We start from the raw sequence: 24692 nt of genomic DNA on the forward strand, positions 1-24692 counted from the left end.
GTTGCTGGTTTGGGTGTGGTCGTGTGCGCCAGGTTCTCCGGTGATGCCGGAGGGCGGGCCGAGGGCTCGGCGGCCGGTCATCCATTCGCCCGCGCTGTCGGGGCATGGTGGTTACGACCGTGACCGGACGAGGTCAATCAAGGAGGCGACCACGCCGCCGGCCGGCGGGGTCAGACATGACCCGACGGCAGGCGAACCCTTTCACGCCGGGCGGATGTGCCAGGTGCACCTCGGCGCCCGCGTCTTGGAGCTTGTTGTCGGCGGGTTCGGGAAGTGACTTCTCCGAAGAGCCGGTGTGGGGATGTGAGCCGGTCACGCTGGAGTTCGTTGACGTTCCCTGGTGTCCTCCCGGACCCGTCGCCATCGCGGCGACGGCGTCGTTGACCATCTGCCGGTAGACGACGTCGGACAGACGCCGTTTCAGCGCCCGCATCGCTTCCATCGACGTCTTCCCAGGTGCTTTCTTGCGGTCGAAGTAAACGCGACGTTCGGTCGGGCGCGCAGCTGAACCGGTGGCCATGATGTGCAGCACCCGGTTGATCTGCCGGTTCCCGGCGGCGGCGACCAGTTCCTTGAGCGCTAGGTATCGCACGTGGCCGACAGCACTATCTACATCAGTGGCCTTCGCGCTACGCCGGGCTGGAGTCGCCGCAATGCCGTCGGCCTTGCGCCGGCAGCCGGAGTGGAAGGTTGGCCGGCTGTGAGCGCTCCGCCGCGTTGCCCGACGACAGCGGCTTCCGGCCGGACCGGACCGTCAGCCTGTTCGAGGGAGGCAGTCGGCACCAGCTGAGCACCGGTTGTGCCCGGGCCGCTTTACCGCACCGCGCGGGCTCGGGCCAGCTTCAGGACGGTGAAGGCGATCAGCGCCAGGCACGCCGCGGTCAGGTAGGCCGCGCGGTAGCCGACGTGCTGGGACACGCCCAGGATCGGGCCCGCCATCATCTGGCCGGCCGGGAAGGCGTTGGTGAACAGGGTGGACGCGCGGCCCGGGTGCCGCGGCAGCATCTCCTGCACGTAGCTCACGCCCAGGCCCTGCACCACCGCGACCGTGCACGCCGCGAACAGCTGGGCGGCCGCGACCTGCCAGACATGGTGCGAGGCGGCGACCGTCAGCGTGTAGGCCATGCTGAACAGCGGCCCGCACAGGATCAGCCGGCGCAGCGGGACGCGGGTCGACAGGTAGCCGAAGCCCAGCATCAGCGGGATCTCCAGGCCGGCGCAGATGCCCAGGACGACGCCGGCCGAGCCGATGCCGCCGCCCAGGTCGGTGGTCACGAACAGCGACATCGCCTGGACGCCGAGCCCGCTCGCGCACTGCAGGAGCGCGAATGCCACCACCGTCAGCCGGATCACCCGCCGGGGTGCGTCCGGTGCGGACAGTGATGGGGAGGGCGCAGCCGACGAGGTGACCGGGGCCGGGGGTGCCGCCGGGAGGAGGCGCCAGGCGATCAGCGCCGCGGTCAGGTACATCGCCGAGGACACCGAGTAGGACAGGCGGAAGCCGCCGGCGGCGATCAGGACCGTGGCGACGAACGGGCCGGCCACCCAGGACAGGGAGAACAGTGTGCGCAGGGAGCTCGTCGTCATGGCGGCCCGGCCGCTTCCGGCGACGGTCGTCCGGACGTACGCGAAAAGCTGCGGAACCAGCGACCCGGCCGCCGCCGTCGCGGTGACCGTGAGGGCCAGCAGGACCCAGTAGTTCCTGATCATCGAGGTGGCGAGCGTGCCCGACGCGCCGGCGATCGCGGTGGCGATGATCAGATAGCGGCGGATCGGGTAGCGGTCGGAGAGGCGGCCGAGGACGGTCGAGACGGCCACCGACGAGAGCGGCGCCACGATCAGGAACGCCGTGACCTGCAGCGGCACCGCGTGCACCGCGTCGGTCAGGAACAGGGTGAGGAACGGGCCGACCATCGCGCTCGAGGTGCCGACCGCGAGGAACATCAGCGCCATGGGCAGCAGGCGGCGGGCCGGGCGACCAAGTGCGGTCGCCGGCTGGAGGACAGCGGTCATCGATCGGCCTCGTTGCGGGCCAGGGCTACGGCCCCGAGCAGGTCGGCGTGTTCGCCGGTCTCACCGGCCAGGACGGTGACGGCAACGCCTGCGGGCGGGGAGGCGTACCGGTTGACCGCCTCGCGGATGCCGTCGACGATGATGCGTCCGCCGGCGCCGGTGGCGCCGCCCACCACGATCGCCTCCGGGTTGAGCATGGTCGTGATGTCGGCGAGGGGGCGCCCGACCGCGCGGCCGAAGTCGCCGAGCAGCCGGCGCAGGCCGGGGTCCCCGGCGTCGGCCAGCGCGAGGATGCGCGGATAGGTGAGCGGCTCGTCGTACGCCGACTGGGCGCTGCGCAGCAGGGCCACGCCGGCGTGGATGAGGCAGCCGCGGCCGCCGCACGAGCAGAGCGGCCCGTCGTCGCGGATCTGGATGTGGGCGAGTTCGCCCGCGAAGCCGGTGGCGCCGCGGTGCAGGCCGCCGTTGACGATCAGCCCGGCGCCGACGCTGTGCTCCCCGAGCATCACGTAGACCATGCTCTGGCGTCCCCGGCCGGCGCCGAACCGGTGTTCGCCGAGGGCGCCGAGGTTGGCATCGTTCTCGACCAGTACGCGGGTGCCGGTGAGCGACGCGAGTTCGGCCGCCGGGTCGACGAGCGCCCACGCCGCGTACGAGTTGCCGTGCCGGGCGAGCGAGCCGACGCCCCGCTGGTAGGGGGCCGGGATGCTGAGCACGACCCGGTTCATCTCGCCGAGCGTGTAGCCGGCCCGCGACGCGATCGCCGCCAGCAGGCCGGTGGCGGTGTCGACCCGGAAGTCGGCCTGGCTGATCGGGTGGGTCCCGGAGGCCAGGATGCGCCCGCTGACCGTGACCACGGCGACCCGCAGCCCGTCGGCCGACGGGCTGAGCACGCCGACCACGGTGGCCGGCCCGGCCAGCGCGAGGGTTTCGGCCGGGCGGCCGCGGCGGCCGGTGCCGGCGGCGTCCCGCGTGATCACCAGGCCGCGTCCGATGAGGTCGCGGACGAGGCTGGTGACGGTGGCCCGGGGCAGTTCGAGCTGGGCGGTGAGGTCGTTGCGGCTGATCTCGTCTCGGATGGCTATCTCGGCCAGCACACGCCGGTGCGGCGGCCGGAGGTCGGCCGGGTATTCCATATTTGGCTCAATCCGCCCCTAATTCGCAGGTCTCTCCTCCGGTTTAACAGAGTTAACGGGCTCGGACTAGTTGAAATCATGTGTCGAGACCCACATTCGATACGAGACGGTTCCGTTTCCGAACCGAGGCTCCTAGTCTGGCTCCAGATACGGAACCGTTCCGTATCGAATTGGGGGAAGCACCACATGGAAGCCACCATCGCAACACCACAGACCGGGCACCCCCGGCGCTGGCTGATCCTGGGTGTGCTGGTCATCAGCCTGCTGGTCGTCGTGCTGGACAACACGGTGCTCAACGTGGCCCTGCGCACGATCTCCGACCCGCAGCACGGCCTCGGTGCGACCCAGAGCCAGCTCGAGTGGGCGATCAACTCGTACACCCTGGTCTTCGCCGGCCTGCTCTTCACCGCCGGCATCCTCGCCGACCGGCTCGGCCGCCGGATCACGCTGATCACCGGGCTCGCGCTCTTCGGCATCGCCTCGCTGGTCTCCGCGTACGCCCAGAGCGCCGACCAGCTGATCGCCGCCCGCGCCCTGATGGGCCTCGGCGCCGCGGCCGTCATGCCGGCCACCCTGTCGATCATCGCGAACGTCTTCGACCCCCGCGAGCGCGGCCGGGCGATCGGCATCTGGGCCGGCGCGGTCGGCCTCGGCGTCGCGATCGGCCCGATCGTCGGCGGCCTGCTGCTCGAGCACTTCTGGTGGGGCTCGGTGTTCCTGATCAACGTGCCGATCGCGCTCGCCGGCGCGATCCTGGTCGGCGTCATCGTCCCCGAGTCGCGCGACCCGCGCCCCGGCCGCATCGACATCTTCGGCGTGCTGCTCTCGATCGTCGGCCTGACCCTGCTCACCTACGGTGTGATCGAGGGCGGCGACAACGGCTTCGGCAGCACCGAGGCGTGGGGCAGCCTGGTCGCGGCCGCGGTCGTGCTCGCCGGGTTCGTCTTCCTCGAGCTGCGCCTGAAGTACCCGTCGCTCGACGTACGGCTGTTCGCGAACCGCAGGTTCGCCGCCTCGACCGGCATGATCGGGCTGGTCTTCTTCGCCGCCATGGGCGCGATGTTCTTCGGCGCCTTCTACCTGCAGCTGGTCCGCGGCTACGGCCCGCTCGCGTCCGGCGCGCTGTTCGTGCCGTTCGCGGTCGGCCAGATGATCTTCGCACCGCGCAGCGCCGCCATGGTCAAGCGGTTCGGCCCCAAGGCGGTCAGCTCGGTCGGCCTGCTCCTGGTCGCGATCGGCCTCGCCGCCTGGCTGTTCATCGGTGCGACCACGCCGATCTGGGTCGTCGGCGCGGCGTTCGGCATCATGGGCGTCGGCATGGCCAACGTGATGCCGTCGGCCACCGAGACCATCATGTCGGCGGTCCCGCGGGAGAAGGCGGGCGTCGGCTCGGCGGTCAGCAACACGATCCGGCAGCTGGGCGGCGCGCTCGGCGTGGCGGCCCTCGGCGCGGTGCTCTCCTCGGTCTACCGTGGCCGGTTGGGCGACGCGACCGACGGTCTGCCCGCGTCGGCGGCCTCGGCGGCCAAGGAGTCCATCTCCGGTGCGTACGGCGTGGCCGAGCACGCGGGCCCGGCGGCCGGTGCTCTCGTCCAGCACGCCAACGACGCGTTCCTCACCGCCATGCACTACGCCTCGATCGGCTCGGTCGCGATCGCGCTGCTCGGCGCCCTGGTCGCGCTGATCTGGCTGCCCGGCAAGCGTCCGGCCACCGCTCCGGCCCCGACCAGCGCCGAGGCGCTCGCCGAGGAACAGGGCGTGGAACTGGTCGAGGCGTGACGCGCCGGTAACATGAACGACATGCGAACGGGTGGCACCGACCTCGAGACCGGCCAGGACCGCAAGGCTCCTGGCCGGCCCCGCAACGAAAAGGCCGACGAAGCCATCATCGAGGCGGCGATCGCGCTGCTGGCGGCCGGCCAGAGCGCGGCCGCGCTGTCCATGGAGGCGGTCGCGGCGAAGGCCGGCGTCGGCAAGGCGACCATCTACCGCCGCTGGCCCAACAAGGAAGCGCTGCTCATCGACACGGTCGCCACGATGAAGGGCCCGCTCCCCGAGCTCAAGGGCGAGTCGGTCCGCGACGACCTGATCGCCCTGATCGCGGCCAACTGGACCAGCCGGGCCCGGCGCTACGGCAAGGTGACCGCCTGTCTCCTTCCGCAGTACAGCCGCGACGACGAGATGCGCCGGGTCTACCAGGCCATCACCGAGCCCCGCCGGGAGGCGATGCGCAGCGTCCTGCGGCGCGGCATCGCCCTCGGCGAGCTGCGGCCCGACCTCGACATCGAGCTGACCATGCTGATGCTCAGCGGACCGTCGGTCGTGCAGAACATGCTGAACTTCAACCCGAACGTGCCCGAGGAAGGCTTCCCCGAGGCGCTCGTCGACGCGCTGATCCGCGGCATGCAGGCATAAAAAACGGGAGCGGGCCACGAGGGCCCGCTCCCGCCGGTGCGGTTACTTCAGGCGTACGTTGAACAGCGGGTTGGCAGCGAGCCGGCGGAAGGCCGACAGGCTGGCGCCCGAGCTGTCGATGCTGATGTCGCGGTCGCCGAAGGCGTCGCGCTTCGTGTCGAAGTAGACGATCGCCTTGATGGCCGGGCGCTTGGCCAGCTCGGGCCGCACGCTGTCGAACTGGGCCGCCTTCGACACGACCCGGCCGATGCGGTGGTAGGCGCCCCACTCGGCGACCATGATGGGCTTCGACGGGTGCCTGGTGGTCGCCCACTTGTAGAAGCCGTCGCCGCCCGGCGCGCGCCGGTCGAGCAGGTCGGCGAACACGCCGTGGTGGTAGTAGTTCTGCTCGGCGCTGACGTACGAGTCGAGGCCGACCCAGTCGACGACGTCGTCGCCCGGGTACAGGTCCTTCCACCAGCTCTGAGCCATCCAGCGCTCGTTGCCCATGTACGCGACGACCGACACGGCGTTGGCGACGCCCCCGGCGCGCAGGCGGGTGATCACGTGGCGGAAGGAGGCGGCGAAGTCCTTCGCGGTCATCCCGGACTTCGCGGCCGGCTTGACGTCGTCCTCCGGCTCGTGGTTGAGGACGAGGAAGAACTTCTGCCCGTACGCCTTGGCCCGGGCGGCGAACGCGTCGATCCGCTTGTCCATCCGGCCCGCCGCCACGGCCGACCAGTTCGAGCCGTATTCGACGCGCCAGTTGAGCAGCAGCACCCGCGGGTGGGCGGCGTCGCGGGTCATCGCGACCTCGGCCGCGGTCGGGAAGACCTCGTCTCCCTTGTGGTAGGTGTGGAAGATCGTGGCCGTACGGCCGCTCTTCTTCTCCCAGGTCTTGAGCTCGGCGTCCCGCGGGGCACCCGTGAAACCGCCCGCCGCCGCACCCCAGAGCACCCCGCACGACGGCACCAGCTTGGCACCGGTGACGCAGCGCGCCGCCGCCGGGCCGGTCGCCGGAACCGCGTCGGCGTGCGCAGCCGCCGGAGCCGCCACGGCGGCACCGAGCCCGGCCAGCGTCGCCGCCACCGACAGGATGAGCTTGCGTACGGTCACTGTCTCTCCCCCACGTTGTCCGGCCGTTGTCGGCCGGGCATGGGAAAGAGATTCCAGGGCGGCGGGTGCGCGGCCGGTCCCCGAGCGGGTGCCTGCCGGTTGCGTCCGGGGCCGGGCGCAGGGGCCGCCGGAAGCGATCGGGCGGGCACTCCCCGGGTTGAGGAAACTCAGCGTCTTCTCATCCGGCGGCGGGTTAGCTGCTGCGTGGCGGCCCGGGTTTCCGCACACCTTCCCCGGGTCGCCACCTATCGGGGTGCTGTTTCGACGCCGGTACAAACACCCCAAATCCTGCGGCCCCGATGAACCGCTCGGCCGTGCGGCCCGTACTGCTTGGCGCGCGGAGGTCCGAACGCCGTCGCGCGCGCACCGTGCCGAAGGACGAAGGAACCCACCTTGTCGATCATCAGCCGGGCCCGTTCCGGGCAGCAGCCCGCCGAGCCCGCCCCGGACCAGCCCACCGGGAACCAGACCGCCGGGGCGCAGCGCGGCCCCGCCCGCCGCGCCCTCGGCATCGCCCTCACCGTGCTCGCCGCGGTCCTCGTCTACCTCGCCCTGGTGGTGCCCGACTCGGTCGCCCACGCCAAGGAGGGCACGAACGTCGCGACCGGCTTCGTGCGCCTGCCGATCGAGGCGATCCTCGGCGGGACACTGCTGCTCGTCGCGCCGCAGCGCCGGCGCCGCCTGATCGCGGCCCTCCTCGGGCTCGGCCTGGCCGTCCTCACGGTGCTCAAGATCTTCAACGCGGGCTTCCTCACCGTGCTCGGCCGCCGCTTCAACCCGGTGCTCGACCCGCCGCTGTTCCGCGACGGTTTCAACGCCCTCACCGAGACGAACGGCCGGGCCACCGCTGTCGCGGCGGCGATCGGAGCGGTCCTGCTCTCGGTCGCGGTTATCGGCCTGGTCACGCTTGCGGTCGTACGCCTTTCAAGCGTGACCGCACGCTACGCCGGACCGGCCCGCCGGGCCCTGCTCGTCCTCAGCGTGGCCTGGATCGCCCTCGCGCTGACCGGGGTGTCGCCCTACCCGAACAACCCGGTCGCGTCGGACAGCGCGGTCGCCCTGGCCAAGACGACCGCCAAGTCGATACCGGCCGCGATCCGCGACCAGAAGGCGTTCGAGCGGGCGACCGAGAACGACCCCTTCCACAACGTGCCCGCCAACCAGCTGGTCGCCGGCCTGGACGGGCACGACTTCGTGATCGGCGTCGTCGAGAGCTACGGGCGCTCGGCCCTGAGCAACCCGAAAATGAGCGCGATCGTCGACCCGGTGCTCACCGACGGCACCCGCACCCTGGCGGCCAAGGGCTACTACGCCAAGAGCGGCTGGCTGACGTCGTCGACCTACGGCGGCGGGTCGTGGCTCGCCCACGGCTCCTTCCAGTCCGGGCTGTGGATCGACAGCCAGCAGCGCTACCGGCAGCTCACCGCCTCCGACCGCCTGACGATCACCAGCGCGTTCCACAACGCGGGCCGGCCGACGTACGGCCTGGAGCCCGGCAACACCACCGCCTGGCCGGAGGCGAAGTTCTACGGCTACGACACCGTCTACGACTCCCGCAACCTCGGCTACGCCGGCCCGCGTTTCGGCTGGTCCCGCATGCCCGACCAGTACACGCTGGCGCAGTTCCAGAAGGACGTCTACGGCAAGGCGCACCAGCCGCTGATGGCCGAGATCACGATGACCTCGAGCCACGAGCCGTGGACCCCGATCCCCTCGATGGTCGACTGGGACCAGATCGGCGACGGCAAGATCTACGACCCGATGATCGCGGGCGCCACCGACCGGCACGCGCTATGGAAGAGCTCGGCCAACACCCAGGCCCAGTACGCCAAGTCGATCGCCTACTCGGTGCAGACCCTGATCAGCTGGGTCGAGAAGTACGGCGACGACAACCTGGTGCTGGTCTTCTTCGGCGACCACCAGCCGTTCTCGATCGTGAGCGGCAACAACGCGAACCACGAGATCCCGATCACCGTGGTCGCGCACGACAAGGCGGTCCTCGACAAGATCTCCGGCTGGAACTGGACGGACGGCCTGCAGCCCGCCGCCAACGCGCCGATCTGGAAGATGTCCGACTTCCGCGACAAGTTCTTCACCGCCTACGGCAGCGAGCCGGCCCCGCCCGCGAAGGCCCGCTGACGCCTGCTCCGAGCCCGCGCCGGCCATCGCTCAGCACGACCGCTGGAAGGTGTACGCCTTCACGAAGGCGGCGGCCTGGTAGACGACCTGCACGGGCCAGTGGTACCAGGGCAGGTGGGCGGTCGCCACGTAGATGCTGCCGTCGTAGCAGCGGCCCACCCGCAGCACGGCCCGGGCGGCCTGGTCGGTCGAGGTCACGAGGATCACCGAGTGCCAGCCGTGCTGCCGGGCCAGCTGGGCGATCGAGCGGGCCTCGCCGCGGGTGGTGAACGGCTCGGAGTGGAAGCAGATGACCGGCTGGCCGCGGAAGTTGCCGTCGTCGCACCAGCCGGCCACGGCCAGTTCCGCCTCGGAGACCGAGATCGCCACCACCGGGGCCCGGCCGGCCCGGCCCAGCTCCAGCGCCGTCATGCGGCGGTTGCCGGGGCCGCCCAGCTGGATGATCGCGTCGGCCTTCGCGGGCAGCGGGGGCAGGGCGGGCCGGACGATCGGGCGCACGATCAGCACCGCCGCGGCCACCAGGACCACCGCCAGAACCGTCAGCACCACACGCCGGCGCCGCCGGCCGGCCACCGGGGAGGGCCCGTCGACGACCTCGGCGTTGCTCACCGGCCCGAGGCTACCTGCCGATCACCAGCCGCCCGTGAGTCCCCGACTATGCACAGGTCTCGAACAGCTGGCTCCTAGCTTCTCGACGTACATATGTGGTGGATGTGGCCCCCCGTGCCCGGAAGGGAGGGAATCAGATGTCGATTCCCGAGCAGTACACCTATCAGCCCGCGCCGGGCGGGTGGCCGCCCCAGCACGGCGGATGGTCCTCGCCGTACCAGCAGGCGCCGCCACCGCCGCCCCGGCGGCGCCGCGGACCGATCGTCGCCGCGGTGGCCGGCGGCCTTGCCCTTCTGCTGGGTGCGGCGGGCGCCGGCTTCGCGGCCGGCTGGACGCTCCGCCCGATGGAGTCGACGTCCTCGCAGTCCTCCTACCTGCCGTTGAACCCGGACAGCGGCGGCAACCCGCTGGGCGGCCAGGGCCAGCAGGGGCAGCAGGGCCAGCCCGGGCAGCAGGATCAGAACGGCGCGACCGACAGCCAGGTCCAGGCGGTCGCGCAGAAGGTCGACCCGGCGCTCGTCGACATCGACACGGTGCTCGGCGCGCAGAACGGCGAGGCGGCCGGCACCGGCATCGTGATCACCTCGGACGGCGTGATCCTCACCAACAACCACGTCGTCGCCGGCGCCACCGCGATCACGGTCACCGACATCGGCAATCAGAAGACCTACCGGGCGGCGGTCGTCGGCTACGACCGCACCCAGGACATCGCGGTCCTCAAGCTCGACGGCGCGTCCGGCCTGACCACCGCGACCCTCTCCTCGACGCCGGCCAAGGCGGGCCAGCAGATCGTGGCGATCGGCAACGCCGGCGGCACCGGCGGCACACCGTCCGCGGTCGGCGGCGTGATCTCGGCCCTCAACCAGTCGATCACCGCCTCGGACGAGTCGAGCGGCGCGTCCGAGCAGCTCACCGGCCTGATCGAGGTAAGCGCCGACATCGAGGCGGGCGACTCCGGCGGCCCGCTGCTGAGCACCGACGGCCAGGTCCTCGGCGTCGACACGGCCGCCTCGGCCGGCTTCCAGTACCAGTCGCAGGGCGGCGACGGCTTCGCCATCCCGATCGACTCGGCGACGACGATCGCCGACCAGATCCGCGCCGGACAGGCGTCCACCAAGGTTCACATCGGCGACACCGCCTACCTGGGCGTCGAGCTCGCGGGCGCCGCCCGCGGCCAGGCGCAGCAGCAGGGCCCGGTCGTCCTCGGGGTGGTCCAGGACTCCCCGGCCGACCAGGCCGGGCTCGCCCGGGGCGACGTGATCCGCTCGGTCGGCGGCACCACGGTCGACTCGGCGACCACGCTCACCAACCGGATGGACCAGTTCCACCCCGGCGACAAGGTCAAGCTCACCTGGGACGACCTCAACGGCCAGTCCCACTCCAGCACGCTGAAGCTGACCACCGGCCCGGTCGGCTGACCCGGCCGGCCGGTACGCCGGCGTTGCGAGCCGGTGAGGATCGGGCCGTAGAAGTGACAACGGCTCAAGAGCGCGGCCGCCGGACCGATTAGGCGGAACGTGGAGAGTGCGCGCGGGGCCGGGGTCGCCCGATTTCTGGCCTCGTGGCGCGCACTCGCCGTCGTCGCGATGATCATCACCGCACTGGCGCTGGCCGGCGTCCGGGTCATGCACCAGCAGATCACCCAGCGGGCGTTCGACAGTGCCACCACCGCGGCGCGCACCGTCCAGGTGCTGGTCGTGGCGCGGGAACTCACCGTCCAGGACATGCTCCTGCTCGTCGACCGGGAAAAACGCCAGGCCATGGACGCCGACGTGACCCTGCTGCAGGGCGAGGGGGCGATCCTCGGGCTGCGCGTCTGGTCGATGGTCGACGGCCGGCTGGTCTACGGGGACGCGGCGCACCGCAACTCACCGGAACCGCCGGCCGCGGCCTTCGCCGCGGTGCGCGCCGGCAAGCCGTACGCCGCGAACGCCGGCGGGAGCCCGTCCGCGGTCGTCGTCTACCTGCCGTACGACGCGACCGGCGACGACAAGCCGGACGCCGCGATCGAGGTGATGATCCCGCGTACCCGGATCGACCTGACCGTGACCCGCGCCACCCGCTGGCTGTACGGGATGGCCGCGTTCGGGCTTCTCGCCCTGCTGCTGAACCTGTTCATGATCCGCCGCAACCAGAACCGCCAGGACTTCGCCACCACCCACGACGGGCTCACCGGCCTCGGTAACCGGGCCCTGCTGCACCGCCGGGCCCGCGGCCTGATCGCCCGGGCGACGCCGGAGTCCCCGTCCGCGCTGCTGCTGATCGACCTCGACGGGTTCAAGGGCGTCAACGACACGCTCGGCCACCACGCCGGCGACGAGCTTCTCGTGCTGGTCGCGCAGAAGCTGGCCGCGGTGGCCGGCCACCAGGTGCTGCCGATCCGGCTCGGCGGCGACGAGTTCGCGGTGCTGGCCGGCGGCCCGGACGGGCTGGCGCTGGCCAACGAGATCTACGCCTCGCTGCGCGAGCCGATGCAGGTCGCCGGGGTCCCGGTCGAGATCGACGCGAGCATCGGGGTCGCTTTCGCTCCCGAGCACGCCACCGAGGTGGTGGCACTGCTGCGCCACGCCGACCTGGCGATGTACGAGGCGAAGCGCAACGGCGCCGGCGTGGTCATGTACCGCCCGGGGGCCCGGCACGCCGAGGAGCAGCACGTCACGCTGGTGCCGGAGCTGCGGCGGGCGCTCGGCGAGGGCGAGCTGGAACTGTTCTATCAGCCGGTGTGCGCGCCGGACGGTGACGTCGACACGGTCGAGGCGCTGTTGCGCTGGCGGCACCCGTCGCGGGGCCTGCTGACCGCCGACGAGTTCGTGCCGCAGGTCGCGAAGACCTCGTTGATCAAGGAGTTGAGTGCCTGGGTGGTCAGGACCGCCCTCACGGACGGTGCCGGCTGGCGGGCGCAGGGACGCAGCGTACGGCTGGCCGTCAACGTCTCCCTGCGGGAGCTGATCGATCCGGCGTTGCCGCAGCGGTTGCGGGACGACGCCGCGGCGACGGGGTTCCCGTTGACCGAGTTGCAGCTGGAGGTGGCCGAGCCGGCGCTCGAGCCGGCGACCACCGACGCGGTGGCGGACGCGATCGACGCGCTGCACCGGCTCGGCGTCCAGGTGACCATCGACGACGTGGGCAGCGCCTATCACGCTTTGTTCGCGCTGGCGCGGTCGTCGGTCGACGCTCTGAAGATCCACCCGCGCCTGACCCGCAGCATGGCCGCGAACCCGCACGCCGCCTCGGTGGTCCGCCACCTGGTGCAACTGGCCCACGACGCGGACGCCCGCTGCGTGGCCGAGGGCGTCGAGGGCGCGGCCGACTGGGCGCTGCTGACCCTGGCCGGCTGCGACGGCGTGCAGGGGTACGTGGCGAGCGAGCCGCTGCCGGCCGCCCTGCTCTGGGCAACCGTCGACGAGTGGAACGGCGACCGCGAGCGGGCGGCCCAGCGGGTCGATCTACAGTAGGCGATGATCTTCGGAGTCTCGACGCTCGGTTGCCCCGGATTGCCACTGATCGAAGTCGGCGCCCTCCTGCGGCGGCACCGGGTGAGCGCGGTGCAGTTACGCTGCGCTTCCGACGAGCCGGTCAATGTCGGGTTGTCACCCGCCGCGAGGCGTACGGCCCGCGAGCAGCTCGAATCGTCCGGCCTCACCCTGCTCGGGCTGGCGACGTATGTGCGGCTGAGCTCCGGAGCGGACGGCTTCGACGAGCACCTCCGGCTGGCGCTCGACCTCGGCGCGCCGGCGCTGCGGCTGATGCCCGGCGACGGCCCGGTGTCCGCGGCCGCGGCCGCACTGTCGGCGGTGGCCGCGCGGGCTTCCGGGAGCGGCGTACGACTGCTGGTCGAGACGCACGACGCCTTCCTGCGGGGATCGGAACTCGCCGCCCTCCTGGATGCGGCCGGGACGTCGGCCGGGGCGATCTGGGATGCGCTGCATCCGTGGCGCGCGGGTGAGGCCCCGGCCGAGACTTTCGCCGCGCTGCGGCCGTGGCTGGCCGAGATTCAGATCAAGGATGTGGCGGCCCCGGACCGGCGTACCCCTCTGGTGCCGGGACGCGGAAGCGTGCCGTGCCGTGAGGTGCTGGCTCTGGCCCGGGCCGGCGGCTTCGACGGGCCGGTGGTGCTCGAGCACGAGGCCCGCTGGTATCCCGGAGCGGCACCGATCGACGACGCGATCGAGGGCGCGCTGGCATTGACAGAGGTCTATCTGTAGGGCAGGGTGGCGGCATCCGCCGGGTCACGCGGCGCGCGGAGGAAACGGGCAGCCTCCGCCGATCCCCCATGACCGCCGGCCCCCGATCCCGGGGCCGCCACCTTGCGGAGCCTTTCATGAGAAAACGATCCCGCCTGCTGATCAGCGCCGCCGCCGGAGTATTGATCGCCGCCTTCGCCCTCGTCAGCCCGGCATTCGCGCACGGCAATGTGATCAGTCCCGCGTCCCGCAACTACGGCTGCTACATCCGCTGGGGCGACCACTTCCAGGATCCGGCCATGGCCACCGAGGACCCGATGTGCTACCAGGCCTGGCAGGCCGACCCGAACGCCATGTGGAACTGGAACGGCCTCTACCGCGAACAGGTCGCCGGCAACCACCAGGGCGCCGTCCCGGACGGGCAGTTGTGCAGCGCCGGGCACACCCAGAACGGGCGCTACAACGCGATGGACACCGTCGGCGACTGGAAGGCGACCCCGGTCGGCAACAGCTTCACCGTGCAGTTGTTCGACCAGGCGTCGCACGGCGCCGACTACGTCTGGGTCTATGTGTCGAATCCGGGCTTCGATCCGCGCACGCGGGCCGCGAAATGGTCGGATCTGACCAAGGTCGCGGAGGTCGGCAATACCCCGGCCTCGCAGTGGATCCCGGTTGACGGCGGGGTGCGCATCGACCTTCCGGTCGCGCTTTCCGGGCGTACGGGGCGGGCCATGGTCTACACCATCTGGCAGGCCAGCCATTTGGACCAGTCGTACTACTTCTGCAGCGACATCGACTTCGGCGGCGGCGGAGGGACGACCACACCCCCGACCACCCCGCCGACCACCACACCGCCGACGACGACGCCGCCCACGACCGCTCCGACCACCCCGGCGCCGTCCGGAGGCGCCTGCTCGGCCTCCTTCGCCTTGAGCAGCCAGTGGCAGGGCGGCTTCCAGGGCGACGTGAAGGTGACCGCCGGATCGGCCCCCGTCAAGGGCTGGACGGTCAAGTTGACGTTCTCGGGCGCAACCACGGTGACCCAGTCGTGGAACGCGACCACCTCATCGAGCGGCAACACCGTCACCGCGTCGAACGTGTCCTACAACGGCGCACTCGCCGCCGGCGGGAGCACGACGTTCGGCTTCATCGGCTCGGGCAGCGCCACCACCCCGGCGGTCACCTGCACGGCCACCTGAATAGACCCTTCTCAATCCAACCGGCTGTCACTAGGCTGACTTGGGAGCGCTCCCATCGCCTCGGGAAGGGAGGCCCTCGGAGCAACACCGCGTGACACGGTTCCATCCGGCACCAGGCCGGGGCGGGCGCCCACCCGCCCCGGCTCCGGACGGGGCGATGGCGCCCATCCGCCACGGAGCGGGCGATCGCGGCCCATTCGCCACGGACCGGGCGATCGCGGCCCATCCGCCCCGGCTCGCGACCAGGCAACGGCGGCCACCCAGCCCGGCACCGGACCGGGCAACGGCGGCCACCCAGCCCGGCACCGGACCGGGCAACGGCGGCCACCCAGCCCGGCACCGGACCGGGCGATGGCGCCCATCCACCCTCGCCATCGGGCGACGGCGGCCACCCACCCCGTCTACCGACAGGGCGATCCGGCACACCGCCGGGGGCGAGCACTTTGTGCCTGCGGCCGCCGAGGGGGCAGCCGCAAGGCACGGAGCGCTGCCGTCCTCCAGGTGAGCCGGACGGGGCTTCGGACCGGGGTGCTGTTCGCCGGGCCCTTGACCTCGTCGGCGACCACGGTGCAGCCGAGCCGGCCCGGCTCCGCCGGGCTCCTGTGCCCCTTACGCAAAGCCGGAGCCGGACCGGCTCCGCAGGGACTCCTGCGCGCCCTCCGCGTAGCCCGAGGCCCGAGCTCGCCCGCGCCGGGCGAACCCGGCCGCTCGAACCCCTCGCCGTCCGAGGAACAACCGCTTCATGTTGACTGGATCAACATTGACGTCAACATGGCGCTATGCATGTTGACGTGCACCGGTGGTCAGGCGGCGGCCAGGCGGGCTAGCTGGTCGTCGGTGAGTTTGACGTCCAGGGCGGGCAGCGCGGCCTCGAACTGGTCCGGGGTGCGCGGCCCGATCAGCGGGACGACGCGCGGCGACCTCTGGTGCAGCAGCCAGGCGACGACCAGCTGGTTGGGTGTCACGCCGGCCTCGGCGGCCACCTCGCCGAGGACCGCCAGGCGGGCGTCGGTGTCCGGACCGGCGTAGGGGCCCATCCTCCAGTGGCCGTCGCGCTTGACCGCCGAGTCGTAGATGCCACCGAGGATCGGCGAGTACGCGACCAGGGTCTGGTCGGCGTTCGCCCGCAGGTAGTCGAGCTGCTCCCCCGAGACGATCGAGACGCTCTCCGCGCCCGGGCGGGGCTGGAGGTAGCTGTGCTGCTGCTGCACCGCCACCGGCAGCGGCCAGCCGTTCGCGGCGCACCGGCCGCGGATGCGCTCCAGCCGCCACGTGGCGACGTTGGACCAGCCCAGGTAGCGGACCTTTCCCTCGGCCACGAACGAGGCCAGGGCGGCCAGCGTCTCGTCGAGCGGGGTCGAGCGGTCGTCGACGTGGACGTAGTACAGGTCGACGTGGTCGGTGCCCAGCCGGCGCAGGCTGCCCTCGAGGGCCGCGCGCAGGTTCGCGGCGCCGGCGCCCGAGAAGGTGCGGCGGGCCAGCTCCCAGTCGGGCGTTCCGTCCGGCGCCCACAGGTCCGGCGAGTGGACGGGCAGGCCGCTGCCCTTGGTCGCCAGGAAGGTCTCGTCGCGGCAGGCGCGGGACCGCATCCAGCGGCCCAGCAGCTCTTCGCTCTCGCCGCCGGTGCTGCCCGGCCGGGCCCACCACTCGTAGCAGTCGGCGGTGTCGATGAACGAGCCGCCGATCGCGCGGTAGCGGTCGAGAATCCGGGTCGAGTCCTCCTCTGAAGTCGCGTTGCCCATCTGCATGGCGCCGAGAGCGACCGCGCTGACCCGCTGTCCGGTGTTGCCGAGTTCTGTCGTCTGCATGGGAGCGACGCTAGAACTTGGAGCGCGCTCCAGGTCAAGGGCTATTCAACGACGAACACCAGCACTAACCTGAGCTGAATTCACTTTCCTCCGAGGAGACCCGAATGGTGGATTCCCTCCCCGCGTTCCCGCCCGGATTCCACTTCGGAGTGTCGACCGCGAGCTATCAGATCGAGGGCGCGGCCGGCGAGGACGGCCGTGGCCCCTCGATCTGGGACACGTTCGCGCACACGCCCGGGCGGACCCGCAACGGCGACACCGGCGACGTCGCGTGCGACCACTATCATCGATATGCCGAGGACATCACGTTGATGTCGGGTCTCGGCGTCGACGCGTACCGATTCTCGGTGGCCTGGCCCCGCATCCAGCCGGAGGGTTCCGGCCCGGCCCAGGCCAAGGGTCTTGATTTCTACGACCGCCTGGTCGATGCGCTCGGCGAGCGCGGCATAGCCGCGCTGCCGACGCTCTTTCACTGGGATCTGCCGCAGGCTCTGGAGGACCGCGGCGGCTGGCTCAGCCGCGAGACGGCCCTGCGCTTCGGCGATTACGCCGCGCTGGTCGCGGACCGGCTGGGTGACCGCGTACGCCGGTGGATCACGCTCAACGAGCCGGTCGTCCACATGGCCCAGGGGTACGCGTTCGGCGACCACGCCCCCGGTCACGCTCTCGGCCTGGCCGCGCTGCCGGTGGCACACCATCAGCTGCTGGCGCACGGTCTCGCGGCGCAGGCACTGGAAAACGTCATGATCACCAACAACATGACTCCGGTGATCGCCGACGATCCGGTGGCCGGGACGGCCTACGACGCGTTCCACAACCGGCTGTTCACCGACCCGGTGCTGCTCGGCTCCTACCCGGCGTTCCTGGCCGACGCGCTCGGCGACGTGATCCGGGACGGCGATCTCGACATCATCTCGACGCCTCTGCACGCGCTGGGTGTCAACTACTACAACCCGACGCGGGTCGGGGCGCCGTCGAGCCCCGATGCGCCGCTGCCGTTCGAGACACTGCCCGTCGAAGGGGTGCCGACCACCGCGTTCGGCTGGCCGGTGGTGCCGTCCGGGCTGTACGACCTGCTGACCGGGTTGCGCGACACCTACGGCGACCGGCTGCCGCCGATCTACGTGACCGAGAACGGATGCTCGACCGACGACGTGCTCGACGACCGGTTCCGGATCGACTACCTGGACGGGCACCTGCGCGCGGTCCACCGGGCGATCACCGACGGCGTCGACGTGCGCGGCTACTTCGTGTGGTCGCTGCTCGACAACTTCGAGTGGGCCGAGGGGTACAGCCAGCGGTTCGGCCTCGTACGGGTCGACTTCGAGACCCAACAGCGCACGCCCCGGGCCTCCTACCACTGGTTGCGGGGCGTGCTGGCCGGCCGCTCATGACGGCCGTCGCCGCCACGCAGCCGCAGGCGCGGGTCGGTAACGGCTGGATCGCCCTGCTCTCGCTGGCCAACCTCGGACTGTGGATGGGCTACTTCGGACCTCTGCAGGTGCTGCTGCCCAATCAGGTCGAGGACATCGCGGGCGCTCAGAAGACGACCGCCCTCGGGATCGTCACCGGCGTCGGCGCGCTGGTCGCGGTGCTCGCCGGCCCGATCGCCGGGGCGCTCTCCGACTCGACGCGGCTGCGGACCGGACGGCGGCACACGTGGATCGCGTCGGGGGCGGTCGTCGGTCTCGCCGGCCTGGCGCTGCTGCCGCACCAGCACACGGTCGCCGGCCTGACGGTCTGGTGGTGCGTCGCCCAGGCCGGCCTGAACACGATGCAGGCCGGGCTCACCGCGGTGGTGCCGGACCGCACACCGGTGCGCCAGCGCGGGCTCGTCTCCGGCTGGGTCGGGCTCACCCAGTCGCTCGGGGTGGTCGCCGGCGTCCTGCTGGTCACCGCCGTGGTCACCGGGCTGGTCTCCGGTTACCTGCTCATCGGCGTACTCGTTCCGCTGACCGCCCTGCCGTTCGTCCTCGCCACGCCGGACCCACCGGTTGGTCGGACCCCGCGGTTCACCGCGGCTTCGTTGTGGTCGTCCTTCCGGTTTTCCGTACGCCGTAATCCCGACTTCGCGTGGGCCTGGGCAACCCGGTTCCTCGTGCAGCTGGGGAATGCGATGGCCACCCTCTACCTGCTGTACTTCCTGCGCGACCGGGTGCACTACGAGCACGCGGAGGACGGCCTGGCCATCCTGATCGTCGTCTACACCGCGGCGACCGTGCTGACCGTGGTCGCCGGCGGCGTACTCTCCGACCGCAGCGGACGACGCAAGCCGTCGGTGATCGTCTCCGGCTACGTGATGGCCCTGGCCTGCCTGATCCTGGCCGTCTGGCCGACGTGGACCGGCGCGCTCGTCGCGGCGGTCGTGCTGGGCCTCGGCTTCGGCGTCTACCTCTCGGTCGACCAGGCCCTGATCACCCAGGTGCTGCCGACCGAGCAGGACCGGGCCCGCGACCTCGGCATCATCAACATCGCCAACTCGGCCCCGCAGGTGCTGGGCCCGGCGCTGGCCTTCCCGATCGTCGCCTACCTGGGCGGCTACACGGTCCTGTACGTGATCGTGGCCGGGGTGACCGTGCTCGGCTCGGTGCTGGTCACCCGGATCCGCGCGATCGCCTAGAGATCTTCCAGCTCGCGGTCGAAGTTGAAGCGCTCCTCGACCGCGGCCGGTTCGTAGACCTCCTCGACGACGCGCAGGTAGAGCTCGTTGGGGCGGGGCACCGCGGCAACCATCCGCATGCGGCTGAAGACGCTCTTGCGCTCGAAGACGAAATCGCCGTAGTGCAACAGCCGCCCCGCCAACGAGCACTCGAGGCGCAGGTCGCCCGCGCGCGGCAGCGGTGCCGTCGAGACCCGGCGCCGGATCACGCCCTCGACGAGCATCACCCGCCGGTTCGTCAGCACGAGCCGGCCGACCTCCCAGGCGAACAGCACGTGCAGGGCGATCAGCCCGCCGGCGACCGCCACACCGGTGCGGGCGGCGTGCACATGGGCGGCCGGGACGAACCGCGGAATCAGGAACTGGGCACCCACCGCAAGCCCGAGGGTCACGGCGTAGCGGGCGAGCGGTCGCACCCAGTGGCGCCGCCATTCGCCGCGGAAACGCTCGGTCGGGAAGAGGAAGCGGTCGGTGTGCCGGCTGGGCTCGTCCTCCAGCGGCACGAGCCGGGGCGACGGGTAGTAGCTGGAACCGTCCGTGCCGTCGAAGGCCGGGTCGTTGTAGCCGTAGCCGGGATCGGCATCGGATGCGGGACGCGGCCCGTCACCGGTGGCCGGCCGGGCCCGCCACGGCGGTGACGCATCGGTGTCGGCGTCCTCCGGCGGCGCGCCCAGCTGATCCCACTCGACCCTGATCCGGTGCTGCCTCCGGGCATCAACCCGGACCGGCACCGTGTCCCCGGTCCCGGGCCACCGGCTCACCGGCAGCCGCACGGACCTCTGCACCGGGAAGACCCCCAGGCCCGGCGTAGCGATCAGCAGCCGGACGTCGCAGGTGCCGTAGGCCCCGGAATCCGGCGGCCCGGAGGCGGTCTCCACCTCGCCGGTGCCCCAGACCCACGAGGGCCGGCGGGGCGACCACCATGCGTGGAGCGCCGCCGGCAACGGACCGCCGACCACCGCGACCACGGCCAGCGCGACCCCGACAACGGCCGGGGTGCGTTCGCCCGCCGCGAACCCGTAGAGCGCGCTGTAGATCCCCGCCGTCCCTAGAACCCAGACGGCGGCGCGCCAGCCCGCTCGGTCACGCAACGTGCACCTCCCGCCCCCCAGCGTAGGCATTCGAGCTGGTCAAGGGAACGGCCCACCCGGTGCCCGAAACCCGGCTGTGGACGCCGCGCCGGTAACAGTGGGCGACGCCGAAAACTGTCGGACCCGTCTGGTTGGCTGAGTCCGCCCGGTGCTTGGGCGGGGCGGGCGGTGGAGGCGGTAAAGGGTTGCACGGACCGGAGGGGGAAAGCAGGGTGATCGTTCAGTTTCGGGCCACGCTGTGGGTGTGGGAGGCGCGGCCGGACGAGGGGTGGACGTTCGTCAGTCTGCCGGCGGACGAGTCGGAGGAGATCCGGGAGATGACCGGTGGGCGGGGGCGGCGCGGGTTCGGCGCGGTGCGGGTCGAGGCGCGGATCGGGGCGACCATCTGGCGGACGTCGATTTTCCCGGATGCGAAGAGCGGCTGTTACGTGCTGCCGGTGAAGAAGGCGGTTCGGAAGGCGCAGAGGATCGAGGCCGGCGACGCGGCCGAGGTCACGGTCGAGGTGCTGTGAACGGGATCGAGATCGCCGGACGGTACTACCGGGACGAGGTCGCGCCGCAGCTGTGGGACCGGCGGCATGCGGCGGCGCTTCTCGGCGCCGGGTCCGAGGTTCTCGGCTACGACGACGACCTCGGCTCGCGGGTGCTGGGGGCCCGCCTCGTCCGCGAACTGATGAGGCTGGCCTTCCTGGTCGAGCGGCGCTGGGCCCCGTACGGGAAATGGTTCGGCCGGGCCTTCGGTGAGCTGGAGTCGGCCGCCGAGCTGAAGCCTCTCCTGGACGGCGCGCTGGGCGCGCCGGGCTGGCGCGAGCGCGAACGGATGGTTGCCGGGGCGGCAACCGTGCTCGCCCGGAGAACCAACGGCCTGATGCTCGCCGGGCCGGTCGATCCGGCGCCCCGGCAGTTCTACGAGCGCGACATCACGGTGCTGGGTGCCGAGCGGTTCACGGTCGCGCTGGCCGAGGAGATCACCGACCCGGTGCTGCGCGGCCTGGTCGATCGGCTCGGGCTGCGCCACGGGCACATTCCGCGGCTGCCGGGCACGGTCGACCAGGCCGTCGATTCCACCGACGCGCTCGCGATCCCGGAACGGTTCCGGAAGGCGGCGCCGCTACTCGGAATAGACCTCCACGTCGTAGGTCGAGAAGCCGTATGAGGTGCCGCGGGTGAGGCAGTACAGCCGCACGTAGCGGGCGGACGTCGCCGGGAAGGCGACGTTCTCCAAGCCCCCGTGACCGGAGGTCACGGACGCCGCGGTGGTCCAGGTGGTGCCGTCGGCCGAGGTTTCGATGCGGTACGCGGACGCGTACGCGGCCTCCCACCTCACCGACACGCGGGCCACCGGGCGAGCCGACCCGAGGTCGATCCGCAGCCACTGGTTGTCGTCCCACGAGCTGGCCCACCGGCTGCCCGGGTTGCCGTCGACCGCGTTGGCCGCCGGGTTGCCGGACTGGGCGCTGGACGCGCTGACCGTCCTGCCGCGGGCGAGGTCGGACACGTCGTCGCCGCGCTTGGCCGGGAACGACACGACCTGCTGGTAGGTAGGACGGTTCTGCCAGGCGATCAGGTCGTGTTCGACGCCGCCGAGCGGGGACTGCAGGATCGCGTCGGCGCACCACTGGTCGCCGGCCGAGCAGTTGTCGTCGCCCGGGTAGGTGGTCGACGCCGGTTCGGCCAGGGCCGCCGACAGGCTGGTCAGCAGGGCGCTGCGGCAGGCCGTGACGGTGCCGCAGTAGGTGTGCGACCAGCCGGGCACCAGGTCGCCCATCGTCGCGTGCAGGTCCTTGTCGACGTAACCCCACCAGCCGTACTGGAACGAGGAGCCCTTGTGGGCCTGGGCCTCGTTGGCCGAGCCGGGCAGGTCGGAGACCGGCCCGGTCTGGCCGCCGGACGGCGACTCGTTGATCTGCAGGGTGTCGACGAGGGCGCCGAACAGGTCGTCGCCGAGCCCGGAGCCGAACTCGGCCTGCACCAGCCTGGGCCACCACGCGTCGAAGATCCGGATGGCGTCGGCGTCCTGGTACGTCTTGCTCCCGGCCGCGGTCTCGGCCCGCCGGGCGCCGCCGGTCAGCCAGGTGCGCAGCTTGGCCAGCGCGGCCGCCTGCGACGGGTCGGTGACGGTGGCGGTGTCGATGACCCGGAGCAGGTCGGGCAGCACCTCCTGGCCGCGCAGGTCGGTGAGGGCCGCGTTCTCGACGACCTTGAGCAGTGACGCCCGGTCGTATCTGGTGCCGGCCGCGATGCCCGCCTTGAGCGGCTTGTCGAGCAGGTCGACCCGCTGGACCGGCCCCCAGCTGAAGTTGCCGTCGGCGGCCGAGAACCCGTTGGCCTGCTTGTTGTTCCAGCTGACGAAGTAGTCCTGGTCGACCGCCTGCGGATGGGCCGACGCGCTCTGATAGGCGGCCGTGTTGGTGGCCGGGTTCCAGCCGGTCCACTCGTCGGCCGGGTCGCCCCAGACCGGCAGGTTGGGGTCGGCGGTGGCCGGGCGCACCGGTTCGGCGCCGGAGGTGAAGTACGCCGAGTCGGTCGAGTTCACGTAGAACCAGTTGAAGGCGAACGAGATCTGCGAGGCCGAGTTGGTGAAGGCGGCCGGAGTGCCCATTTCCGCCGGGTCGTTGAACATCTGGAAGCCGATCGCCGACTCGGCCTCGTGGCGGTAGGTCGAGCGCAGGCTGGTGAACGCGACAGGCGTACCTCCGACCGTGCCCCGCCACTGGACCAGGCCGTAGTTGGTGCGTTCGACGGTCAGGCGGTAGGAGCCGGCCGCGGTGGAGTCGGCCACGGTCGGCTTCCACGAGTCGGTCCGGGTCAGGTTCTCCATCGCCAGGCACTGGCCGTGGAACAGGTAGTGGGTGGAGGCGGTGGTGGGTGCGCTGCCGTCGGTGGTGCAGAGGCGTACGGCGTACGTGTCGGTGATGTCCTGGGTGGCCGACGTGGCGCTCCACGCGTAGTCGGTGCCGCGGCCGATCAGCGTGTAGAGGTTGAGGCCGCTGAACGCGATGCCCCGGCTGCTGATGCCGGGGCCCTGCAGTTCCTGGATCATCAACAGTTGCGGGGCGAAGTAGCCGGTCTGCGGCCCGAAGACGGCGACCGGGTGGCCGGTGGCCGAGTGGGCGGCCGAGACGACGGCGGCGTTCGACATGCCGCGGTGGGCACCGTCGATCGTGAGGCTGCTCAGCGAGGTTGCGAGCTTGCTCGTTCCGGAGGCTCCGGAAGCGGCCGACCCGGTCTTGTCGAAGACGATCGGTTCCGGCACGGCTGAGCCGGCGTCCGGCATGGCGACCCCGGCCGCGGACGGGTTGGACGCCGCGTACGGGAAGTTCTGCCCGTTGTGCAGTGTGACCGTCGCCGACGGGTCGTTCTGTTCCCGGAACTGCTGCCAGACCTGGTCGCCGATGGTGGCACCGTATTTGGCGCGGGCGGCGATGCGGACCAGGGCCGACTGCATCTCGGTGCCGCCGCCCCCGCCGAACAGGCCGCCGATGACCCCGGCGATCGCGATGAGGTCGGTCATGGTGAAGGTCTGCGGGCCGCCCGCGTTGGTGATCGCGTCGAGGTGGCCGGTGAGCACGTATTCGCCCGGGCAGTTGCGCCCGGCCATGCAGTCGGCGATGTACTTGTTGATGCCGGCGATGTAGCTCTGCACGTCGTCGTACAGCTGGGAGCCGCGCGGGCCGTCGGCCCGCAGCGCGTCGATCTGTGTCTGCAGGTCGGCCTCGGTGTACGGCGAGTCGCGCCAGACGCTCTGCTCGAGCGCGCGGTTGCCGGCCGCCCCGCCGGCGAACGACGTCAGCTGGCCGCGGGCGACGTGCCGCATGAGGTCCATGAGGAACAGGCGGTCCTGGGCTCCGGCGTACCCGGCGCCGAACATCGTGCCGGCCCGGGTGGTGCCGGTGACGTGCGGGATGCCGAGCTTCTTGTCGCGCACGATCGTGACGTCCGGGCGCGGGCTGACCGTGCTGGCCACGTCGGGGGCGGATACGCCGTACGAGCTGTCGTTGAAGAACGAGTTGATCTGCTGCGGGGTCAGGCCGGTGTAGTTGTAGGCCAGGTTGGCGTACGGGGCCAGCTGGTCGTCGGAGTGCGCGGGCTTCGTGCCGAAGGCCTGCGAGGCGAGGATGTCGACGAGCGTGGCGTTGCCGTTCTGGCCGGGCGGCAGGATGTCGGAGCATTCGCCGAGGCAGTAGTCGTTTCCCGGTAAGGCGGCCTGGGCGGGCGTGGCCTGGAACGGGACGGACACGAACGATGTCACCACGATGGCGGTCAGGAACGTGCTGAGGCGTCGGCGCATGGGGCCCTCCAGGGGACGCTCGAACGCGAAAAGATTTCATAGATATTAAGACG

Annotated in this window: 19 protein-coding genes; 11 read left to right on the forward strand and 8 right to left on the reverse strand. The window is 71.5% G+C overall.

Translation table 11 applies throughout. The annotated features are described in order from the left end of the window. Nucleotides 1-133 precede the first annotated feature (133 nt). From ACIA5C_RS09130 to ACIA5C_RS09140, 3 genes are all read right to left on the reverse strand, one after another. A complete protein-coding gene (locus ACIA5C_RS09130; protein ID WP_396052789.1) occupies nt 134-592 on the reverse strand; it encodes a hypothetical protein in 459 nt (152 codons plus the stop codon). A 221-nt stretch (nt 593-813) separates the two neighbouring features. Next, the gene (locus ACIA5C_RS09135) at nt 814-2013 is read right to left on the reverse strand and encodes a sugar efflux transporter (RefSeq protein WP_396052790.1); all 1200 of its coding nucleotides are present in this window, start codon (nt 2011-2013) and stop codon (nt 814-816) included. Continuing rightward, entirely contained in the window at nt 2010-3149 is a 1140-nt protein-coding gene (locus tag ACIA5C_RS09140; protein ID WP_396052791.1) for an ROK family transcriptional regulator, read from the reverse strand. Before ACIA5C_RS09140 ends, ACIA5C_RS09135 begins: the two co-directional genes overlap by 4 nt. 186 nt (nt 3150-3335) lie before the next feature. Here ACIA5C_RS09140 and ACIA5C_RS09145 point away from each other — a divergent pair, with 186 nt between their 5' ends. Together ACIA5C_RS09145 and ACIA5C_RS09150 are read left to right on the forward strand one after the other, a co-directional pair. Next, complete coding sequence (locus ACIA5C_RS09145) at nt 3336-4928, forward strand: MFS transporter (RefSeq protein WP_396052792.1); 1593 nt, start codon at nt 3336-3338, stop codon at nt 4926-4928. A gap of 21 nt (nt 4929-4949) precedes the next feature. Then, the gene (locus ACIA5C_RS09150) at nt 4950-5564 is read left to right on the forward strand and encodes a TetR/AcrR family transcriptional regulator (protein ID WP_396052793.1); all 615 of its coding nucleotides are present in this window, start codon (nt 4950-4952) and stop codon (nt 5562-5564) included. Nucleotides 5565-5606: 42 nt separating this feature from the next. Here ACIA5C_RS09150 and ACIA5C_RS09155 read toward each other — a convergent pair whose 3' ends face one another. After that, the gene (locus ACIA5C_RS09155; protein ID WP_396052794.1) at nt 5607-6659 is read right to left on the reverse strand and encodes a glycoside hydrolase family 26 protein; all 1053 of its coding nucleotides are present in this window, start codon (nt 6657-6659) and stop codon (nt 5607-5609) included. Nucleotides 6660-7052: 393 nt separating this feature from the next. On the opposite strand from ACIA5C_RS09155, the gene ACIA5C_RS09160 reads away from it, so the two are divergent. Next, entirely contained in the window at nt 7053-8798 is a 1746-nt protein-coding gene (locus tag ACIA5C_RS09160) for a sulfatase-like hydrolase/transferase (RefSeq protein WP_396052795.1), read from the forward strand. Between the two features lie 30 nt (nt 8799-8828). On the opposite strand, the gene ACIA5C_RS09165 is transcribed toward ACIA5C_RS09160, so the two are convergent. Then, complete coding sequence (locus tag ACIA5C_RS09165; protein WP_396052796.1) at nt 8829-9407, reverse strand: ElyC/SanA/YdcF family protein; 579 nt, start codon at nt 9405-9407, stop codon at nt 8829-8831. Nucleotides 9408-9544: 137 nt separating this feature from the next. Here ACIA5C_RS09165 and ACIA5C_RS09170 point away from each other — a divergent pair, with 137 nt between their 5' ends. From ACIA5C_RS09170 to ACIA5C_RS09185, 4 genes are all read left to right on the forward strand, one after another. Continuing rightward, nucleotides 9545-10825, forward strand: a complete 1281-nt coding sequence (locus ACIA5C_RS09170) for a S1C family serine protease (RefSeq protein ID WP_396052797.1) — start codon at nt 9545-9547, stop codon at nt 10823-10825. 99 nt (nt 10826-10924) lie between these two features. Next, complete coding sequence (locus tag ACIA5C_RS09175) at nt 10925-12862, forward strand: putative bifunctional diguanylate cyclase/phosphodiesterase (RefSeq protein WP_396052798.1); 1938 nt, start codon at nt 10925-10927, stop codon at nt 12860-12862. A 3-nt stretch (nt 12863-12865) separates the two neighbouring features. After that, nucleotides 12866-13612: a sugar phosphate isomerase/epimerase family protein gene (locus ACIA5C_RS09180; RefSeq protein WP_396052799.1), complete on the forward strand. Its 747-nt coding sequence runs from the start codon at nt 12866-12868 to the stop codon at nt 13610-13612. Between the two features lie 116 nt (nt 13613-13728). Further along, nucleotides 13729-14790: a lytic polysaccharide monooxygenase gene (locus ACIA5C_RS09185; RefSeq protein WP_396052800.1), complete on the forward strand. Its 1062-nt coding sequence runs from the start codon at nt 13729-13731 to the stop codon at nt 14788-14790. A gap of 803 nt (nt 14791-15593) precedes the next feature. On the opposite strand, the gene ACIA5C_RS09190 is transcribed toward ACIA5C_RS09185, so the two are convergent. Then, on the reverse strand, nt 15594-16598 hold the full coding sequence (locus ACIA5C_RS09190; protein ID WP_396052801.1) for an aldo/keto reductase: 1005 nt from the start codon (nt 16596-16598) through the stop codon (nt 15594-15596). A 104-nt stretch (nt 16599-16702) separates the two neighbouring features. Here ACIA5C_RS09190 and ACIA5C_RS09195 point away from each other — a divergent pair, with 104 nt between their 5' ends. Both ACIA5C_RS09195 and ACIA5C_RS09200 read left to right on the forward strand, forming a co-directional pair. Further along, the gene (locus tag ACIA5C_RS09195; protein ID WP_396052802.1) at nt 16703-17992 is read left to right on the forward strand and encodes a GH1 family beta-glucosidase; all 1290 of its coding nucleotides are present in this window, start codon (nt 16703-16705) and stop codon (nt 17990-17992) included. Further along, a complete protein-coding gene (locus tag ACIA5C_RS09200; RefSeq protein ID WP_396052803.1) occupies nt 17989-19218 on the forward strand; it encodes an MFS transporter in 1230 nt (409 codons plus the stop codon). Before ACIA5C_RS09195 ends, ACIA5C_RS09200 begins: the two co-directional genes overlap by 4 nt. Here the strand turns inward: ACIA5C_RS09200 and ACIA5C_RS09205 are convergent. After that, on the reverse strand, nt 19215-20348 hold the full coding sequence (locus ACIA5C_RS09205; protein WP_396052804.1) for a PH domain-containing protein: 1134 nt from the start codon (nt 20346-20348) through the stop codon (nt 19215-19217). The two genes, ACIA5C_RS09200 and ACIA5C_RS09205, sit on opposite strands and share 4 nt — an antisense overlap. Before the next feature lie 212 nt (nt 20349-20560). Here ACIA5C_RS09205 and ACIA5C_RS09210 point away from each other — a divergent pair, with 212 nt between their 5' ends. Together ACIA5C_RS09210 and ACIA5C_RS09215 are read left to right on the forward strand one after the other, a co-directional pair. Next, a complete protein-coding gene (locus ACIA5C_RS09210; RefSeq protein WP_396052805.1) occupies nt 20561-20860 on the forward strand; it encodes a DUF1905 domain-containing protein in 300 nt (99 codons plus the stop codon). After that, nucleotides 20857-21504, forward strand: coding sequence for a DUF4037 domain-containing protein (locus ACIA5C_RS09215; protein ID WP_396052806.1), 648 nt, complete (start codon nt 20857-20859; stop codon nt 21502-21504). The genes ACIA5C_RS09210 and ACIA5C_RS09215 overlap by 4 nt, the downstream gene beginning before the upstream one ends. On the opposite strand, the gene ACIA5C_RS09220 is transcribed toward ACIA5C_RS09215, so the two are convergent. Continuing rightward, nucleotides 21460-24639 carry a penicillin acylase family protein gene (locus ACIA5C_RS09220; RefSeq protein ID WP_396052807.1) on the reverse strand — a complete coding sequence of 1060 codons (3180 nt, stop codon included), beginning with the start codon at nt 24637-24639 and terminating at the stop codon, nt 21460-21462. The genes ACIA5C_RS09215 and ACIA5C_RS09220 overlap by 45 nt on opposite strands. Nucleotides 24640-24692: the final 53 nt, after the last annotated feature.

The organism is Actinoplanes sp. NPDC051343 (assembly GCF_044455125.1).
Classification (GTDB): Bacteria; Actinomycetota; Actinomycetes; order Mycobacteriales; family Micromonosporaceae; genus Actinoplanes.

Bases quoted from the DNA above. Each gene is read 5' to 3' on its own strand.
- ACIA5C_RS09135 (WP_396052790.1), bottom strand. From the start codon at position 2,013: ATGACCGCTGTCCTCCAGCCGGCGACCGCACTTGGTCGCCCGGCCCGC.
- ACIA5C_RS09140 (WP_396052791.1), bottom strand. From the start codon at position 3,149: ATGGAATACCCGGCCGACCTCCGGCCGCCGCACCGGCGTGTGCTGGCC.
- ACIA5C_RS09145 (WP_396052792.1), top strand. From the start codon at position 3,336: ATGGAAGCCACCATCGCAACACCACAGACCGGGCACCCCCGGCGCTGG.
- ACIA5C_RS09150 (WP_396052793.1), top strand. From the start codon at position 4,950: ATGCGAACGGGTGGCACCGACCTCGAGACCGGCCAGGACCGCAAGGCT.
- ACIA5C_RS09170 (WP_396052797.1), top strand. From the start codon at position 9,545: ATGTCGATTCCCGAGCAGTACACCTATCAGCCCGCGCCGGGCGGGTGG.
- ACIA5C_RS09180 (WP_396052799.1), top strand. From the start codon at position 12,866: ATGATCTTCGGAGTCTCGACGCTCGGTTGCCCCGGATTGCCACTGATC.
- ACIA5C_RS09185 (WP_396052800.1), top strand. From the start codon at position 13,729: ATGAGAAAACGATCCCGCCTGCTGATCAGCGCCGCCGCCGGAGTATTG.
- ACIA5C_RS09190 (WP_396052801.1), bottom strand. From the start codon at position 16,598: ATGCAGACGACAGAACTCGGCAACACCGGACAGCGGGTCAGCGCGGTC.
- ACIA5C_RS09195 (WP_396052802.1), top strand. From the start codon at position 16,703: ATGGTGGATTCCCTCCCCGCGTTCCCGCCCGGATTCCACTTCGGAGTG.
- ACIA5C_RS09200 (WP_396052803.1), top strand. From the start codon at position 17,989: ATGACGGCCGTCGCCGCCACGCAGCCGCAGGCGCGGGTCGGTAACGGC.
- ACIA5C_RS09220 (WP_396052807.1), bottom strand. From the start codon at position 24,639: ATGCGCCGACGCCTCAGCACGTTCCTGACCGCCATCGTGGTGACATCG.